Genomic DNA, 16,677 nt, shown 5'->3' with positions numbered 1-16,677 from the left:
TGCAGCGGGAGACGGAGGCGCTCGACCCGACCGAGCCTCAGCGCCGGGCCTCGCCGCCACGGACACGCCGTACATGGACCGCACCCTCCTCACGGAGCGGATCGCGGACGAAGAACGGCAGGTGACCCTAGCCGACGCGCGGGCCGCGCGAGTTGACCCTCCCCTTACGTCAGGCTTGAGGCTGTGTGCCGACGAAAGGGCAGGTGGATGAGCTACTCCGTAGGACAGGTCTCGGCCTTCGCCGGGGTGACGGTGCGGACACTGCATCACTACGACAAGGCGGGACTGCTCTCGCCCAGTGACCGCAGCCACGCCGGATACCGGCTCTACAGTGAGGCTGATCTGGTCCGTCTCCAGCAGATCCTCTTCTACCGCGAGCTCGGCTTCCCCCTCGACGAGATCGCCTCGATCTTCAAGGATCCGCAGGTGAACCCGTTGGAACGGCTCCGGGCACGGCAGCGGCAGCTGAGTGAGGAGATCACCAGGCTGCAGCGGCTGGCCGAGGTGGCGGAACGGGCGATAGAGGTGCAGAAGACCGGGCTGTCGCTTACTCCTCAAGAGCGTTTCGAGGTCTTCGGTGAGGTCACGTTCGACTTGAGTTACGCCACCGAGGCCGAGCTGAAGTGGGCGCACTCACAGGGACAGCGTGAGGCAATGGCGCGCGCGGCCGCCCACACCAAGGAGGACTGGCGCCGGCTCATGGGCGAAGCCGCCGCTTGGCGTGCCGAGCTGCTCGCGGTCTTCGACGAGGGGGAGCCGAGCGACGGCGAGCGGGCCATGGACCTCGCCGAGGAGCATCGGTTGCACATCGCGCGCTGGTTCACCGCCTGCCCGCCCGACATGCATCGGCGCATCGCGGACGACTTCGTCGCCGATCCGCGCGCGTTCGCTCTCGTCGTACCGCCCTCGCAGCAACGCCCGGGCCTGGCCGCCTATACGTGCAGAGCGGTCCACGCCAACGCAGCCCGCCACGCAGGTGGCGGCCCCGAACACGAGGAGAACCGTTGAGGATCCTGATCGCCGCGGCCGGATCGCGCGGCGACGTCGCGCCCTACACGGGCCTGGGTGCCGAACTGCGCCGGGCCGGGTACGACGTTGCCATCGCCGCCACAGATACATTCGCACCCCTCGTACGTGACGCAGGACTGGAATTCCGCAGCCTGCCCGCAGACACACGGGTACGTGGCGGCGGCACAGGCAAACGTGACCTGATGCGTACCGCTGCGGCGTTCATCACCGAACTGGGCCAGGGATTCGCAGACGCGATGGACGACGGCGCGGACCTGCTCCTGCTGTCGACCACCACGGCCCCACTCGGCTGGCACCTCACCGAGGCCACGGGCACACCGAGCCTCGGCGTGTACCTCCAGCCCACCACACCGACCGGCGACTTCCCGCCCGTGGTGACGGGCTCCCGCTCACTGGGCCGTCTCCTCAACCGAGCAACGGGACACTTCGCACTGCGGATGGCCGACCGCGTCTACGAACCGGCGGTCGCAACGCTGCGCCACCGCCTCGGACTACCGCCGACCACCCCTTCCGAGATGCGCCGACGACAGGAACAGGCGCATTGGCCCGTCCTCCACGGCTTCAGCACGATCCTCGTGCCTCGCCCCTGCGACTGGCGCTCCGGCCTGGAGGTCGTAGGCAACTGGTGGCCCCATCACGATCCGATCGAACAGCTGCCTCCTGATCTTGAGGACTTTCTGCGCGCTGGGCCGCGGCCCGTTCTCATCGGCTTCGGAAGCATGGCGTCCGGCGACGGACAACGTCTGAGCGAGATCGCCGTACAGGCCCTGCGCCGCGCCGGGCTGCGCGGCATCCTCCAAGCCGGCAGCGCAGCCCTCGCCGCCGACGGGGACGACGTGCTCACCATCGGGGACGTACCGCACGCCCTGCTGTTTCCACGGCTGGCTGCGGTGGTCCACCATGGCGGGGCCGGCACCTCGGCCGCCACGTTGCGCGCCGCAGTGCCCTCGGTGGTCGTGCCGGTGACCGCAGACCAGCCGTTCTGGGCGCGGCGACTCGCCGCCCTCGGCGCCGCCGCCGCCGCGATACCTTTCCGCGCCCTCACCGCCGAACGGCTCGCCGACGCGCTCGACCAAGCGGTGAAGCAGCCGGCACACAACCAAGCCGCCGCGAAAGCCGCGCACCACCTGGCAGCCGAGAACGGAGCGGCTCAGGTAGTCAAGGCCCTCCAGCAACTGACCGATGCATGACGCCCAAGCCGGTACTCGTCGTCATCGGCTGTTCATCACCCTCGTCGCCCAGAGCGTCCTCACCCCTGCTGGTCCAGCGCTGCGAGCAGCTGGCTCGCGCGTCCGTCCGCCGCGGCGAAGGCGAGATGATCGTGGTAGTCACGGGTCTCGACGATCAGCCCGTCCCTGACGCGTAGGACCTGGATGTTGGCGGTGCGGAAGGTGCGGCCAGTGGCGGGGTACAGGCCCTCGTAGTCGAACTCGGCGATCACCACTTCGGGGTCGTCGGTCTCGTGGAGGCGGATGTTCTCGGTACGCAGGCGGATGGCGTTGGAGGCCTCCAGGGCGTCGAAGCGCTTACGGAGCTCCGCCCGGCCGTGGACGCGGCGTGGGGGAACCGGCGAGAAGACGATCTCCACCTCGGCGTCCTCCGCGTAGAGCTCGCAGAGTTCGCTCCACTTGCCCGCCGAGATGAGACCCGTCAACTGCCCGAAGATCTCGCGGGGCGTAGCTGGTGCAGACATGGCTGACCTCCGCAATCCGCCGCCTATAATCGGATAGGCGACTCCGGTTCCGACGATACGGATACGCGACTCCGTTTGTCCAGGCATGATGAGGATCACTTGACGACAGACCAGACTCCCCCCGCCCCGGGCGCTAAGCCCTTGCGCGCCGACGCACGGCGCAACCGCGCGCGGCTGCTGGAGGTCGCCGAGGCGGTCTTCACCGAGCGGGGCACCGGCGCGTCGACGGAGGAGATCGCCCGGGAGGCGAAGGTCGGCATCGCCACCGTGTTCAGGCATTTCCCCACCAAGGAAGCACTGCTCGAAGCGGTGCTCGTCCGGCGGTTGGAACGGCTGGCCGAGGAGGGGCGACGCCTGATGGCCGAGACCGGGCCTGCGTACGCTCTCTTCGCGTTCTTCGACCTGGTACTGGATCAGTCTCCGGTCAAGAATGCCTTCGCCGCGGCGCTCGCGGACGCGGGAGTCGATGTACGGGCCGCCACCTCTGAGGCCGGGCGTGCCCTGCGCGAGGTGCTCACCACGCTCCTCGACGATGCCCAGCAGGCTGGTGTGGTGCGACGGGACCTGGAGGTACCGGAGCTGACGGCGATCCTCGTAGGCACCTGCCGCATGCTGGAGCACCTGGAAGGACACCCGGAGTCCGCGAAACGTGCCCGAGCGGTGGTCCGCGACGGGCTGAAGACATGCACCGGCAGCCCGGAAGAGTCTTCGCCACAAGGACATGCCCACTCCTGACGGAGGACCGGGCCGGCAGATCGTCGCACGTCGGAGTCTGCTTGCCGTTCTGCAGGCGCGACACCTTGGACATCTGTCAGCCGAGCCCGCCCGCAACGTCCCTGCCTTCCAGGGCGCAACTGCCAGGCCTGCCCGGGTGAGGTGGCCGGTGGCCTCCCCCGCCGCGGCATTGCCGGGCGCGCCGGCGAGCGGGAACCGACGCCCGATGCGGCGGGCCGGTCGCACGGGTGGGTTACGGCCGCTGCGCGAGGCGGAGTGGCGGGGGTACGTCCCCGGACGCGAACGGGGGTGGCCTCCGTGTCGGCCGGCGGCGTCCACTGAGATGGCGGGGTGGGTCGCGTCCGGCTGAGGGGCGATCAGCGGGCCCGTCGACGACCACTGGAAGGTGCTGCTGAGCCGCCGTCGGCCGTCGCGGCGGGCGCCGTATCGAGCACGGCGACCAGGGCGGCCACCGCCGCCGCGACACTGGACCGGCGGGTGCGGATACGAATCTCAGTCCTTCTGCGCGGCCGCGGCGAGGGCGTCGTGAATCGCGTCGTACGCCGGCTTGTGCCGCAGGTTCTCGTCCCACGGCAGGGCGGCGCCCTCGCCCGGGAAGACCGACGGGATCCACGAGTGCCGGTCGGTGTAGCCCCACACCGTGATGCCGACGCAGCGCCGCACAGCCAGGCAGGCGTCGGTCACCTTCCCGTACCAGTCGGCCTGCTCGGCCAGCTTGGCCGGGTCGGACGGCAGGATCATGCGGATGTCGAGCTCGGTGATGGCGACATCGACACCGAGGTCGGCGAACCGCTGGATGTTCTGCTGGAGCCGGTCGGGAAATCCGTACTGCAGCGCGAGGTGGGCCTGCATGCCGAAGCCGTCGATCGGGACGCCGTCGGCCTTGAGCCGCTTGATGAGCGTGTAATAGGCGTCCGACTTGGGTCCGATGGCCTCGACGTTGTAGTCGTTCAGGTAGAGCTTGACGCGCGGGTCGGCGGCGCGGGCCCAGCGCAGGGCGTCGGCGATGTAGGACGGGCCGATGGTGTTGTAGAAGATGTTCTGGCGGTACGTGCCGTCCTCGTTCATGATCTCGTTGGCGACGTCCCAGGCGAAGACCTTGCCGCGGTAGTGCTTGACGACGTTCGTGATGTGGTTCTTGAGGATCGAACGCAGTTCGTCCTTGGTCCAGGTGCCGGAGGTGAGCCAGCTCGGCAGCTGGTTGTGCCACAACAGGGTGTGGCCGCGCACCTTGAGGTGCTCGGCCTTCGCGTAGTTCACGATCTCGTCACCCGCGGTGTAGTCGAAGACGCCGCGCTGCGGTTCGGTGGCGTACCACTTCATGCCGTTCCCGGGCGTCGTCTGGCCGAACTCCTTGCCGAGCAGATCGGCGAACTCGGTGTCGGCGAGCTCCGGGTTGTCGACGGCGGAGCCGAAGTAGCGCCCGGTCTCACGGGCGAGCTCGTGCAGCGTCCTCGTCTTCTTCGCGCCGTCGGTGCCGGCCTGGGCGGCCGGGGCGACGGCGAGGCCGAGCAGCAGGGCCGCCGAGGCAGCGAGCGCGGCGGATCCGATGCGCAGACGGCGTGCGGGTGTGCTCATTGTTGCTCTCCTCAACTGTCATGACAGGTAGGTCGGTTGCCTTGCGCGGGGCTGGTCCGTGGGGTCACTTGACGCGGAGCTCGCAGCGCATCCTGCGGTCGTGGCCGACCTCGCGCACCGGACCCGTGAGGGTGAGCGGCACGGTGTGGTGGACGTGTTCGCTGGATGCGGCGACGCGCAGCTCGAGGGCGCCGGGTTCGACGACGCGGCGGCCGTCGGCGCCGGTGTACGCGGCGAGGTCGGCCGGGAAGGTGGCGTGCACCTCGGCCGACGCTCCGGCGTCGAGCGTGACGCGGGCATAGCCGACCAGCCGGACTTCGGGCCGGGCGACGGTGCCGACGGGGTCGTGGAGGTAGAGCTGGACGACGTCGGTGCCGGGCCGATTGCCGGTGTTGCGGACGGTGAGGCGCAGGGTGGTCTCGCCGTCGGTGGGCAGCTCGGGGGTGTCGCACCGGGGCGCGTCCCAGGCGAACGTCGTGTAGGACAGGCCGTGGCCGAACGGGTACAGGGGGGTCGGGTCCACGGTGCTGGGGAAGCCGTGCCGGCCGAGCGGCGGGGCCAGGTACGGGGCGGGCTGGCCGCCGGGCGTGCGGGGCACCCCGATGGGCAGGCGCCCGGACGGGTCGACGCGCCCCGACAGAACGCCCGCGACTGCGGCGCCACCCGCCTGCCCGGGGAAGAACGCCTGGACGACCGCTGCCGCCCGGTCGGCCCAGCGGCCGAGCGCATAGGGTCTGCCGCTGAGCACGACGATGACGACCGGCACGCCGGAGGCCATCGCCTCGTCCAGCAACTCGCCCTGAGCATAAGGCAGTTCCAGGTCCTCGGCGTCGCATCCCTCACCCGACGAGCCGCGTCCGAACAGACCCGAGCGGTCACCGACGACAACGACGCAGACATCGGCGGCAGCCGGGTCCTCGCCGAGGACGGTGCCCGGCAGTTCGGCGCGGAGCGCCTCGGCGAGCGTGGGCACCTCGACGCCGGTCGGCAGGCCGGGGTGGTGGACGCCCACATGCCGCGGGAAGGTGTAGCAGCCGAGCATGGCCGCCTGCTCGTCGGCGAGCGGACCGAGGAGCGCGATGCGCAGCCCGTCGCTCAGCGGCAGCACCCCGGAGCCGTTGGCGAGCAGGACGACCGACTCCTCGGCCACCTTCTGCGCCAGCTCCCGCATGTGCGGGGGGTTCAGGTCGACGGGCGTGTCGCCGGTGACCGGTTCCCAGTCGGCGTCGAGCAGTCCCAGCTCGCACTTCTGGGTGAGGACGCGCAGCACCGCCCGGTCGAGCAGCTCCTCGGGCAGCGGGTCCGCCGGGCTGAAGCAGCGGGCCGCCGGCAGTTCCACGTCGACACCGGCCGCCAGCGCAAGGCGCGCCGCCGCGCCCTCGCCGTCGGCGATGCGGTGGGCCTCGTCGAGCAGCGAGACGCCGTAGTAGTCCGAGACCACGGTCCCCGCGAACCCCCACTGATCGCGCAGGAGTTGGGTGAGCAGTCCGGCGTGGGCGTGGGCGGGCAGGCCGTCGATGTCGTTGTAGGCGGGCATCACGGAGCGGGCACCGCCCTCGCGCACTGCCATCTCGAACGGCGGCAGGATCACGTCGGCGAGCTCACGTGGGCCGATCGAGGCGGGGGCGTGGTTGCGCGCGGCGCGCGAGGCCGAGTATGCGGCGAAGTGCTTCAGCGTGGCGACGACGCCCGCGGCCTCAAGTCCCCGTACGTACGCGGTGCCGATGGTGCCGACCAGGTACGGGTCCTCACCGATGGACTCCTCGGTGCGGCCCCAGCGGGCGTCCCGCACGACGTCGAGGACCGGGGCGAGTCCCTGGTGGATGCCGACCGCGCGCATCGACGTGCCGATGGCCTGGGCCATTTCCATGATCAGCGCCGGGTCGAAGGTGGCGCCCCAGGCGAGCGGCGTCGGGAAGACGGTGGCCTGCCAGGCGGTGAAGCCGGTCAGGCACTCCTCGTGGGCGATGGCAGGCAGGGCGAACCGGTTGCCCGCGCGGATGGTGCGCTGCAGTTCCGCGAGGCGGGCCGCACCCTCGGCCGGTTCGACGGGCACGGTGCCGAACGGCCGGGTGAGGTGGCCGAGCCCGAACGGGAGCAGCGCGTCGAGGGCGGCGCTGCGGGAGGCGTAGGTGTGCTGGCCGGGGGCGACGTCGGCGCCTTCGGTGTCGGCGCCGATCCATACGCTGGACAGCTGGGCGGTCTTCTCCTCGGTGGTCATACGGGCGAGCAGGTCCGCCGCCCGGGTGTGCGCGGGCAGGGTGGTGTCCTGCCATGGCTCGACCATGGAACTCCTCAAGCTCACTGGAAGGTAGGGGGTGTTGACGGATAGGCGGTGCTGTCAGCCCTTGGTCGCGCCCATCGTGATCCCGCCGATCAACTGCCGTTCGGCCACCGCGTAGAAGCCGAGCGCGGGCACCATGGCGAGGACGAGGTACGCGAAGACGCGGGCGATGTCGGCGGCGTACTGGCCTTGGAACTGCTGGACGCCGACGGGGATCGTCCACCAGGTGGGTTCGCTGAAGACGAGCAGCGGGAGCAGGAAGTTGTTCCAGCTGCCGACGATGGCGAGGACGGAGACGGTGCCGAGCGCGGGCCGCGCCATCGGCAGCAGGATCCGCCAGAAGAAGCCGAACGGGGAGCAGCCGTCGAGCGTGGCGGCCTCCTCCAGCTCGCCGGGGATCTCCCGGAAGAAGCCGCGCAGGATGACGATGGTCATGGGCAGACCGAACGCTGCCTGCGGCAGGATCACACCCCACGGGTTGTCGAGCAGCCCGAAGGTGCGCAGCAGGATGAACAGCGGCAGGATCGCCACGGCGAAGGGGAACATCAGCCCGATGGTGAAGAGAGTGAACATCAACTCCCTCCCCTTGAAGGCGAATCGGGCGAGCGCGAACGCCGCGAGCGCGGCGGCGCCGACGGTGAGGACCGTGGTGCCGACGGCGACCAGCGTGGACGAGCCGAGCATCCGCCAGAACGAGCTGTCGGCCAGGATGTCCGTGTAGTTGGACACGACCCAGGGCGAGGGCAGCCCGAAGGCGTTCTGTGAGAGCTGGGCGGTGGACTTGAAGCCGGACACCAGCGCGTACAGGAGCGGGGTGACCATGACCACGCCGACCAGCCACACGATGACGTACAGCGGTGTGGAGCGCAGCCGCCGGCGGGCTGCGGGTGTCAGGCCGCTCATCGGTTGCCTCGCATGGTGGTGAGGGCTCCTTCGGTGTCACGGCGCAGCACGAACCGCTGGTAGGCGAGGGCGAAGACGAGGCTGATGAGGAACATGGCGATGCTGATCGCGCTGGCGTAGCCGATCTGGTAGCGCTTGAAGCCGAACTGGAAGAGGGTGACGGCCATCGTCTCGGAGTTGTGGTCGGGGCCGCCCTGGGTGGTGACCCACACCAGGTCGAAGAGCTGGATGGCGCCGATCACGGACAGGAAGACGCTGATCCGGATGGTCGGTCCGAGCAGCGGCAGGGTGATGGTGCGAAAGCGCTGCCAGGGGCCCGCGCCGTCGATCCGGGCGGCCTCGTGCAGCTCGGCGGGAATGCCCTGCAGGCCGGCCAGGTAGAGCATCATGTGGAAGCCGAAGTACTTCCACATCATGACGAGGAACAGAGTGGGCAGGACCCAGTCCTGGTCGGCGAACCAGAGACCGCCGAGGCCGTCGAGGCCGATCGAGCCGAGCACCTTGTCGGCGAGTCCGTCGTCCGGCGCGAAGATCATGGAGAACAGGACGCCGGTGATGACCTCGGACAGGACGTACGGGGCGAAGAACAGCATCCGGTAGACCGCACGGCCACGCAGCTTCTGGTTGAGCAGGACGGCCATGGCGAGCGCGAACGGAAGCTGCAGGCCGACGGAGAACACGACCAGGAGCAGGCCGCGCCACAGGTCGCCGAGGAAGACCGGGTCGTCGAACAGGCGGGTGTAGTTGTCGGTGCCGGTGAAGTCCGAAGGGGCCCCGAAGCCGCCCCAGTTGAAGAAGCTGACGTAGAGCGCGTAGAGGATGGGCGTGAGGACGAACAGGGCGAACAGAACGAGGGCCGGCACCGTGAACGAGAAGGCGGTCAGCCAGTCCCGGGCCCTCAGCACCAGCGGGCGCCGGTTCTGCGCCGGGGCCGCCGGTTCCTTGGCGAGAGCGGGCGGCGCGTCGTTGATCTGGGTCGAGGTCATCGTGGGCTACTGGCTCTTGGCGACCTGCGTGATGGAACGCGCGACCTGCTCGGGAGACTTGGCGCCGGCGATGAGGGCGGCGACCGAGTCGTTGATCTCCTGGCCGACGGCGGGCGGGTACGCCTGGTCGAGGTAGAGCTGGAATCCGGTCGCCTTGTCCAGGGCGGCGGACACGAGTTTGAGGTTGGGGTCGGTGAGGGAGCCGGTGGCGTCCTTCACGACGGGCATCATCGAACCCTTGGACACGAGGATCTTGTCGGACTCGGCCGACAGGAAGAACTTCAGGAAGTCGACGGCCGCCTTGGGCGCGCCCTTGCGCACGGCGTAGCCGCCGCCTCCGCCGAAGATGTCGGTGGCGGCGCCCTTGCCTCCCGCCACGGTCGGGAAGGTGAAGAACCCGAGGTCCTTGCCGATGCCCTTGCCCGCGTCGGCCTGCACGACCGGCGCCCACTGGCCCATCAGCTCCATCGCGGCCTTGCCGTTGCCCATGGCCGCGGCCTCGCCGTTGGGCGTGGAGTACGCGGCGCCGAGGAAGCCCTTCTGGAACGGCTGCAGGGCGATGAGCTCCTTGAGGCGTTCACCGGCCTTGACGAAGTCGTCGCCGGTGAAGTCCTTGGCGTCGGCGGCCTTCTGCATGCCGTCGACACCGGCGATGCGCATCGCCAGGTAGGCCCAGAAGTACATGCCGGGCCACTTCTCCTTGCCCGCCAGGGCGATGGGCGTGATTCCGGCGCTCTTCAGCTTCTTCACGGCATCCAGGTAGTCGTCCCAGGTGGCGGGCGGGGAGGTGATGCCGGCCTGCTGGAAGAGCGCCTTGTTGTACCAGAAGCCGACGCCGCCGATGTCGAAGGGCATCGCGTACGACTTGCCGTCGAACTCGTAGGCCTTTGCGGAGACCCCGACGAGGGTGCCGGCCATGGGCTTGACGGTGTCGGTGAGGTCCTCGACGAGGCCCGCGTCGATCTGCTGCTTGAGAACGCCGCCACCCCACGTGTGGTAGATGTCCGGAAGCTTTCCGGAACTGGTCAGTGCCGTCATCTTCGATTTGTAGGCATCGTTCTCCAGCGTGACGAGCTTGATGTGCACGTCGGGGTGCTCGGCCTCGAACGCCTTGGCCCGCTCGGGCCAGACGCTCTTGGAGGGCTCGGTGGTCTGGATGTTCCACCACTCCACGACAGTACGGCCCTTGCTGTCGGTGGTGCCGGAGTCGGAGTCGGAGCAGGCGGACAGACCGGCCGCGCCCAGGCCCACCGCTGTCGCGGCGCCCAGGAACCGGCGACGGGAGAAGGCAGATGACGCGGCGCTGGAGGCGATCGCAGCGACTCTGTCGAAGGTTGACATGGCGCACCTTCCGGAAGTGGATCCGAAACTGTCGGGACAGGCCACGAAAGTTACGGGCACGCGTCGGGGGTGTCAACGGCCTTAACAAAAAGGGCCGTCGACACCCCCGGGAGTGTCTCCTTCCGCTACGCCCGGCGCGGCGGCGCGGTACTCGCGCGGACCACCAGCTCGGTGGCGACCTCCACGCGTGGTGACGCGGGTACGACGGACCGGGCCAGGTCCAGTACGACCCGTGCCGCCAGCTTGCCCATGTCGGACAGCGGCTGGCGGACCGTCGTCAGTGGCGGCGACGACCAGCGCATCTCCGGCAGATCGTCGAAACCGACGACGCTCATGTCCTCGGGCACACGCAGCCCTCGGCGGCGCAGTGCCTCCATCGCGCCGAGCGCCATCTGGTCACTGGCCGCGAACACGGCGGTCGGCGGGTCGTCCAGGTCGAGCAGCTGGTTGCAGCCGGTGAACCCGGACTCGTGGTAGAAGTCGCCGGGCACGATCAGTTCGCCGTCGACCGGTACTCCGGCGACGTCGAGTGCGGCCCGGTAGCCGTCGAGCCTGGCCCGTGAGCACATCAGGCGGGACGGCCCCTCGATGAAGCCGATCCTGCGGTGTCCGAGGCCGAGCAGGTGTTCGGTCGCGGCCATGCCGCCCGCCCAGTTGGTGGCGCCGATGGTCGGCTCCTCGGACGCGGGCGAGCCGGCCGGGTCGATCACCACCAGCGGCACACCCAGGCGCCGCAGTTCGTCGTGGAGTTTCGGTTCCAGGACGGAGGTCACCAGGATCACTCCGTCGGACGCGCGGGCCCGTAGATTTGTCATCCACTGACGGGCCGCTCCGGTCCGGTTGTGGATCGCGGAGACCACCGTCCCCACGCCCGACTCGTGTGCGACCTCTTCGACACCGCGGATGATCTCCACGGCCCAGGGGCTGTCGAGGTCGTTGAAGACCAGGTCGAGCAGGACCGCTCGGGCGCCGGGCGCGGGCGGGCGGCGCCGGTAGCCGTGCCGGTGCAGCAGGTCCTCGACCCTCGCCCGGGTGGCCGGCGCCACGTCGGAGCGTCCGTTGACGACCCGCGAGACGGTCGGCACGGAGACCCCGGCCTCCCGGGCGATCTCGGTGATGGTCACCTTGGCCGGCCCGTCCGGGCTCCGCGTGGCTGTCTTGTGCTGGGCGCCGTTCCGGGCCACCATCCCCCACCTCCGTAGCTCTGCGCCCGGAAAGCTTCCGCGCATCTTCCGGAAAGCGTAGAACACGCCACCGACTCGCTCACCGTCGCGACGGCGTCCGTCCGGCCCGTCGGATGTGCGGACTCACATCTACGCCTGCTCGCCGTCCAGCACCGCGTGCAGCCAGGTGAGTTGCCGCCGGGTATGCACGGCGTCTCCGTGCTCGTGCCCGTTGAACGGATACGCGTGGATCTCCCGCGGGGGATCCTGCCCGGTCAGCTCGCCATAGCGGTGGTAGGCGGCGTACGCGCCGCTGGGCGGACAGACCGTGTCGCGCAGGCCGACCCCGAAGTGGGCGGGAGCGTACGCCCGGCGCGCGAAGGAGATCCCCTCGACGTACGCCAGCGTCCGGTACGCGGCCTTCTCGGCGCCCCGGTGCACGGCCAGATAGGCGGCGACCTCTCCGTAGGGCCCGTCGTCGGTGAGGTCCAGGGCGCGCCGGATGCCACACAGCAGCGGCGCGCTGACCAGCACGGCCGCCAGGTCCGGGACGAGTCCGGCGACGGCGAGGGCCACTCCCCCGCCCTGACTGTTGCCGACGGCGGCGACCCGGTCCGCGGCGACGCCGGGCAGCGCGCGCAGCGCGGCGACGGCGCACACCGCGTCGGTGATCAGCCGCCGGTAGTGATGGTCGTGCGGGTCGAGGATGCCGCGCACGATGGCGCCGGGGCCACCGGGCGCGCTCGCGTGCGGGTCGGGGGTGGCGCCGCCGTTGCCGTACTGGTCGCCCTGGCCGCGGTTGTCCATGAGCAGGTGCGCGTATCCGGCGTTCGCCCAGGTGAGCCGCTCGTGGGGGAGGCCGCGTCCGCGCCCGTACCCGGCGAACTCCACGACGGCGGGCAAGAGTCGGCCGTCGGTGCCGGCAGGCCGGGTGTACCAGGCGCTGACCGGGTCGCCGGCGAATCCGCGGAACGTCACGTCCCATGTCTCGACGAGCCGCAGCCCGCTGTCGATCCGTTCGGCGCTGACGACCGGCCGCGGATGTTCGGCGCCTTTCAGGGTGGTCTGCCAGAAGGCGTCGAAGTCGGCGGGTTCGTCGAGGGATGGGCGGTGGCGCTCGAGCTGGTCGAGGGGGAGATCGACGGCGGGCACGGACACCTCACACGGGTCTGGGGAGCCAACTCCCTCATGGACGTCACACTGCGTTGGCCGAAACTTCAGTAGATGCGTCTGCCGTGCGCGTCCGGCACCCCGGACTTGCGCAGGAAGTAGCTGTTGATCTGGTCCCGCCACTCGCGGGCGCAGCGCAGCTGCTCCTCGTACAGCTCGGTCACCCGGGTGTGCCGGGCGGGCGTGACCAGATCGGCGAGCTCGGCCCAGGCCGCGCGGGCGGCCTCGACCTCCTCGACTCCCTCGAAATGGGTGTCGTAGATGTGCTGCACGACGGTCTTGCCGCTGTGCAGCACGTGTGTGTAGGGCACATGGTGGAAGAAGAGCAGCAGTTCGTCGGGGCAGCTGTCCACCCGTTCGTACGTGTCCGCCCACGGCTTCGCGTACTGCGCCGCGTATCCGGTGCCGGTGGCCCGGCTGCGGTCGACGCCGACGCCGTCGCGGTCGGCGAAGTGGTACGTCCCCCAGGGGCTGTACTCGTAGCCGTCGACGCTCGGCCCGTAGTGGTGCCCGGGCTGCACCATGAAGCCGACGCCGAGGGGCGCGGTGTACTTCTCGTACGTGGCCCAGGAACCGTGCAGCACCGCCCGCAGCCCCGCGCGAAGCCGTTCGGGGTCGCCAGTGAGATCCGGCGTGAACGTCGACTCCGCCCATTCTTCCAGGAGTTGATGTGGCTCCGCGATGGGATCCCAGGCGAGGCGGCCATACGTGTAGAGGTTGGCCTGGGCGAGGGGATGGCCCGTCCAGAAGGGATCGTCACCGACGTTCGCCACCGCCACCAGCCCTCCACCGGCAGCCAATTGGCCGACGGTCCGGCCGCCCTCCCCCTCCGGCCGGAAGGCGAGTACCTGGGACCACATCGGCGCGAGTGCGCACACGTGCCGCTGCTGGCCCGTGTACTCCTGGGTGATCTGCAACTCGACGGCGACGCGGGTGCGGGGCAGGGCGCCGATCACGGGCGAGACGGGCTCGCGAACCTGGAAGTCCATCGGCCCGTGCTTGACCTGGAGGATGACGTTGTCCGCGAACTGGCCGTCCAGCGGGGCGAAATGCTCGTACGCGGCGCGAGCCCGGTCCGTCGAGCGGTCGCGCCAGTCCTGCCGGTGGTCGTAGACGAAGGCCCGCCAGTGGACGGTGCCTCCGTGCGGGGCGAGCGCGTCGGCCAGGAGGTTCGCGCCGTCTGCGTGGCTGCGGCCGTAGGCGAACGGGCCCGGCTGCCCCTCCGAATCGGCCTTGACGACGAAGCCGCCGAAGTCCGGCACCAGCGCGTAGACCCGGTCGGCCGCCTGTCTCCACCACGCACGCACACCCTCGTCGAGCGGATCGGCGGAGTCGAGATCGCCGAGCTGGAGAGGTGCGGCGAAGTTCACGGAAAGGTGGGTTCGGATGCCGTACGGCCGCAACACCTCGGCAAGGGCGGCCACTTCCTCGAACCGTTCGGTGAGCAGGCGGGTCTCGCTCGCGTGGACGTTGACGTTGTTGACCGCGAGCGCGTTGATGCCGCAGGAGGCGAGCAGCCTTGCGTATGCGCGGATCCTGGAGAGGTCACCTCGCGCCCGTCCGTCCCGCCAGAACAGCGAGCCGCCCGCATAGCCCCGCTCGACCTGCCCCATCACGGGGTGCACGTCGACGTTGTCCCAGTGGTCCAGCATGCGCAGGGTGAGGGCGGGGCGGTGGATCTCGTCGGGGCCTTCCGTGAAAGCGGCCTCGCCGATCCGTACGACATGGAAGAAGCCGTAGAGGAGCCCGGCCGGGGCTGCGGCGGTGACGGTGGTGTTCCGCGCGGTCCGTGTCAGCGTGAACCCCTCGGGACCTTGGTCACCGCCGGCGGCCACCTTCAGCAGCAGGTCGCACGTCCCCTCGTCCGCGTCGTCAGTGCCGCCGAACTCCACGCACGCACGACCGACTTCGGCCCGTACGGTGTCGACGAGTAGCCCTTCACCGCGCACGCACACCCTCCGTGTGCCCACGCCGCGCAGTGCCTCGTCGGGCAACCAGGCGGGGTCGATTCCGTCGGTGGTCATGACGCCGCCACCTGAAGGGCCGCGATGCCGAGGGCGCCCTCGACGGCTCCGGGCTTGCTGCTGGTCATGTCGGGGCGGATCCTTCCGGTACGTAGGACGTCGAAGGACGGTGCCGTACCGCCGGTTCGGCGGCGCGGGGTGCAGCAGTCGGGCCGGCCCGCGACGCCCTCCTGTTGCTTCAGCCCGGGACGAGCCCGTGTCAGCCCCGGGACCGGCCCTGATTGAGGACCACGGTGACGACCGAGCGGGCCGGGAGCTTCGCCGTCAGATGTCCGCGTGTGACCTGTGCGATGCCCTCCACCGCCGTCGTCTCGTGATCGCCGTCGGTGAGGTGTCCGATCACCCTCCGCTCCTTCGTGCCCTTCAGAGCCATGTCCGTCGTCGTGGCGTGGGTACCGGTGTTGATGAGGACGGCCACGTCGGTCCCGTCCGTGTTCCGGTACGCCGACGCGAGCACCGCCTCGTCACCGGTGGAGGCCTCCACACGGACTGCACCGGGGCGGATGAACCGGCTGAACGCGGTCATCGCCCGCAGCCGTGTGGAGACCAGGTAGCTGTCGCCGTCCATGCGGATGAGCGCGCCGGTGTCGCCGATCGAGGCGCCGAGCCAGAAGAGGTAGGCGGAGGCGTCAGCCCGGGCAAGGGCGTTGTGGATGTTCTCGGCCACGTACAGTCCGGCCGCGTTCGTGCCGTCGTCCCACTTGCTCGGCCAGACGCCGCTGCCGGCCCATTCCGACATCCACGTCGGCTTGTCACTGGCGATCAGCGGGCTGGTGGCGGCGGAGGCGTAGCCGTGTGCGCTGTACGCGGCCACCTCCTTCTCGGCGGCCGGGTCGGCCGCGATGGCAGCCGCGTACGCCTTACCCTCGTTCCAGCCGAAGCTGTCGCAGCAGTACAGCTTGGTGCCGGGGGCCTCGGCGCGCAGCACCGGGCCGATCGCCTTCACCGCGTCGGCGGCCTGTGCGGGGGTGAAGAGCATGGAGGCGTACGACGCCTTCCAGTCGGGCTCGTTGGTGAAGTTCAGGTCGGTGATGCGGATGCCCTCCTGCTTGTAGAACTTCACGTACTGGGCGAGGTACTTGCCGTAGGCGGTGCGCCAGTCACCGGTAGCGCAGTCGGTGCCGACGACTCCGCACAGGGTGCCGCCGTTCGAATCGGAGTTGTTGTCCTTCATGTACGCGGGGGCGCTCCACGCATCCGCGATGAACCGCTTCACCCCGTACTTCCGGGCCTCCTTGGCGAGCCAGACCTGACCGCCGTCGTTTCCGTCCCAGGTGTACGTCAGCGGATCGCCGGGGCTCACGGGCGCGTTCGGGGCGATGGTCCGCATGTGGTCGTACACCTCGTCCGTGGACGAGCCGACGCCGAGGCGCAGCATGCTCAGGCCCGCGCCGTCCTTCGTTGAGAAGAGGAGCTTGACGATCTCGTCGCCCTTCTCGGCGGACAGGCCCTTCAGGCCGTGGATGACGGCGGCGCGCTGGAAGGCCTGCGAGACGCCGAAGCCGTCGATGCGCTGGTGGCGTGCCGAGAAGTCGATGCTGCCGGGCGCGGTGCGGGCGCTTGCCGGGGGTCCGGCCAAGGTGAGCGCGGCCGAGGCCAGCGTCAAGGCGGAGGCGAGCAGGGTGAGGCGGCGGGGTGTGAGCGTCGACGGCATCCATGTGCTCCCGTAGTCCGGTGAACCTGTGATCGAAAGGTGCATGCGGTGCGGTGGCCGGTACACGTGCGTCGTGCTCCAGGTACGGTCGCCAGCGGCGACCAATCTGTCAAGGCA

Annotated in this window: 13 protein-coding genes; 3 read left to right on the top strand and 10 right to left on the bottom strand. The window is 70.0% G+C overall.

Annotated elements, in window-relative coordinates; all coding sequences use genetic code 11:
* The first annotated feature begins 207 nt into the window (after positions 1-207).
* Both ACZ64A_RS08300 and ACZ64A_RS08295 read left to right on the top strand, forming a co-directional pair.
* Positions 208-1,008: a MerR family transcriptional regulator gene (locus ACZ64A_RS08300; protein WP_469808975.1), complete on the top strand. Its 801-nt coding sequence runs from the start codon at positions 208-210 to the stop codon at positions 1,006-1,008.
* The gene (locus ACZ64A_RS08295; protein ID WP_469808974.1) at positions 1,005-2,219 is read left to right on the top strand and encodes a glycosyltransferase; all 1,215 of its coding nucleotides are present in this window, start codon (positions 1,005-1,007) and stop codon (positions 2,217-2,219) included. The genes ACZ64A_RS08300 and ACZ64A_RS08295 overlap by 4 nt, the downstream gene beginning before the upstream one ends.
* 59 nt (positions 2,220-2,278) lie before the next feature.
* Here the strand turns inward: ACZ64A_RS08295 and ACZ64A_RS08290 are convergent, their stop codons facing one another.
* Entirely contained in the window at positions 2,279-2,722 is a 444-nt protein-coding gene (locus tag ACZ64A_RS08290) for a nuclear transport factor 2 family protein (protein WP_469808973.1), read from the bottom strand.
* Positions 2,723-2,863: 141 nt separating this feature from the next.
* Here ACZ64A_RS08290 and ACZ64A_RS08285 point away from each other — a divergent pair, with 141 nt between their 5' ends.
* The gene (locus tag ACZ64A_RS08285) at positions 2,864-3,457 is read left to right on the top strand and encodes a TetR/AcrR family transcriptional regulator (RefSeq protein ID WP_469808971.1); all 594 of its coding nucleotides are present in this window, start codon (positions 2,864-2,866) and stop codon (positions 3,455-3,457) included.
* A gap of 492 nt (positions 3,458-3,949) precedes the next feature.
* Here the strand turns inward: ACZ64A_RS08285 and ACZ64A_RS08280 are convergent, their stop codons facing one another.
* The 9 genes from ACZ64A_RS08280 to ACZ64A_RS08240 form a co-directional block, all read right to left on the bottom strand.
* Positions 3,950-5,035: an endo-1,4-beta-xylanase gene (locus tag ACZ64A_RS08280; RefSeq protein WP_469808970.1), complete on the bottom strand. Its 1,086-nt coding sequence runs from the start codon at positions 5,033-5,035 to the stop codon at positions 3,950-3,952.
* A gap of 64 nt (positions 5,036-5,099) precedes the next feature.
* Positions 5,100-7,322 (bottom strand): beta-xylosidase/alpha-l-arabinosidase, encoded by a 2,223-nt coding sequence (locus ACZ64A_RS08275; protein WP_469808969.1) that lies wholly within the window; start codon positions 7,320-7,322, stop codon positions 5,100-5,102.
* Between the two features lie 54 nt (positions 7,323-7,376).
* Positions 7,377-8,222 carry a carbohydrate ABC transporter permease gene (locus ACZ64A_RS08270; protein ID WP_469808967.1) on the bottom strand — a complete coding sequence of 282 codons (846 nt, stop codon included), beginning with the start codon at positions 8,220-8,222 and terminating at the stop codon, positions 7,377-7,379.
* Complete coding sequence (locus ACZ64A_RS08265; RefSeq protein WP_469808966.1) at positions 8,219-9,208, bottom strand: carbohydrate ABC transporter permease; 990 nt, start codon at positions 9,206-9,208, stop codon at positions 8,219-8,221. The genes ACZ64A_RS08270 and ACZ64A_RS08265 overlap by 4 nt, the downstream gene beginning before the upstream one ends.
* Before the next feature lie 6 nt (positions 9,209-9,214).
* Positions 9,215-10,549: an extracellular solute-binding protein gene (locus tag ACZ64A_RS08260; protein WP_469808965.1), complete on the bottom strand. Its 1,335-nt coding sequence runs from the start codon at positions 10,547-10,549 to the stop codon at positions 9,215-9,217.
* Between the two features lie 125 nt (positions 10,550-10,674).
* Positions 10,675-11,736: a LacI family DNA-binding transcriptional regulator gene (locus ACZ64A_RS08255; protein WP_469808964.1), complete on the bottom strand. Its 1,062-nt coding sequence runs from the start codon at positions 11,734-11,736 to the stop codon at positions 10,675-10,677.
* A gap of 126 nt (positions 11,737-11,862) precedes the next feature.
* The gene (locus ACZ64A_RS08250) at positions 11,863-12,864 is read right to left on the bottom strand and encodes an acetylxylan esterase (protein WP_469808963.1); all 1,002 of its coding nucleotides are present in this window, start codon (positions 12,862-12,864) and stop codon (positions 11,863-11,865) included.
* A 65-nt stretch (positions 12,865-12,929) separates the two neighbouring features.
* Complete coding sequence (locus ACZ64A_RS08245; protein ID WP_469808962.1) at positions 12,930-14,906, bottom strand: alpha-glucuronidase; 1,977 nt, start codon at positions 14,904-14,906, stop codon at positions 12,930-12,932.
* A 199-nt stretch (positions 14,907-15,105) separates the two neighbouring features.
* Positions 15,106-16,560, bottom strand: a complete 1,455-nt coding sequence (locus tag ACZ64A_RS08240; protein WP_469808961.1) for a glycoside hydrolase family 30 protein — start codon at positions 16,558-16,560, stop codon at positions 15,106-15,108.
* Positions 16,561-16,677: the final 117 nt, after the last annotated feature.

It is taken from the genome of Streptomyces sp. NPDC104814, assembly GCF_055583185.1.
The sequence above is the reverse complement of the archived record's forward strand: the minus strand, read 5'-3'. Positions and strand labels throughout refer to the sequence as shown.

Coding starts and splice junctions, on each gene's coding strand:
- ACZ64A_RS08300 (WP_469808975.1), top strand. CDS start 208: ATGAGCTACTCCGTAGGACAGGTCTCGGCCTTCGCCGGGGTGACGGTG.
- ACZ64A_RS08290 (WP_469808973.1), bottom strand. CDS start 2,722: ATGTCTGCACCAGCTACGCCCCGCGAGATCTTCGGGCAGTTGACGGGT.
- ACZ64A_RS08280 (WP_469808970.1), bottom strand. CDS start 5,035: ATGAGCACACCCGCACGCCGTCTGCGCATCGGATCCGCCGCGCTCGCT.
- ACZ64A_RS08275 (WP_469808969.1), bottom strand. CDS start 7,322: ATGGTCGAGCCATGGCAGGACACCACCCTGCCCGCGCACACCCGGGCG.
- ACZ64A_RS08270 (WP_469808967.1), bottom strand. CDS start 8,222: ATGAGCGGCCTGACACCCGCAGCCCGCCGGCGGCTGCGCTCCACACCG.
- ACZ64A_RS08265 (WP_469808966.1), bottom strand. CDS start 9,208: ATGACCTCGACCCAGATCAACGACGCGCCGCCCGCTCTCGCCAAGGAA.
- ACZ64A_RS08260 (WP_469808965.1), bottom strand. CDS start 10,549: ATGTCAACCTTCGACAGAGTCGCTGCGATCGCCTCCAGCGCCGCGTCA.
- ACZ64A_RS08255 (WP_469808964.1), bottom strand. CDS start 11,736: ATGGTGGCCCGGAACGGCGCCCAGCACAAGACAGCCACGCGGAGCCCG.
- ACZ64A_RS08245 (WP_469808962.1), bottom strand. CDS start 14,906: ATGACCACCGACGGAATCGACCCCGCCTGGTTGCCCGACGAGGCACTG.
- ACZ64A_RS08240 (WP_469808961.1), bottom strand. CDS start 16,560: ATGCCGTCGACGCTCACACCCCGCCGCCTCACCCTGCTCGCCTCCGCC.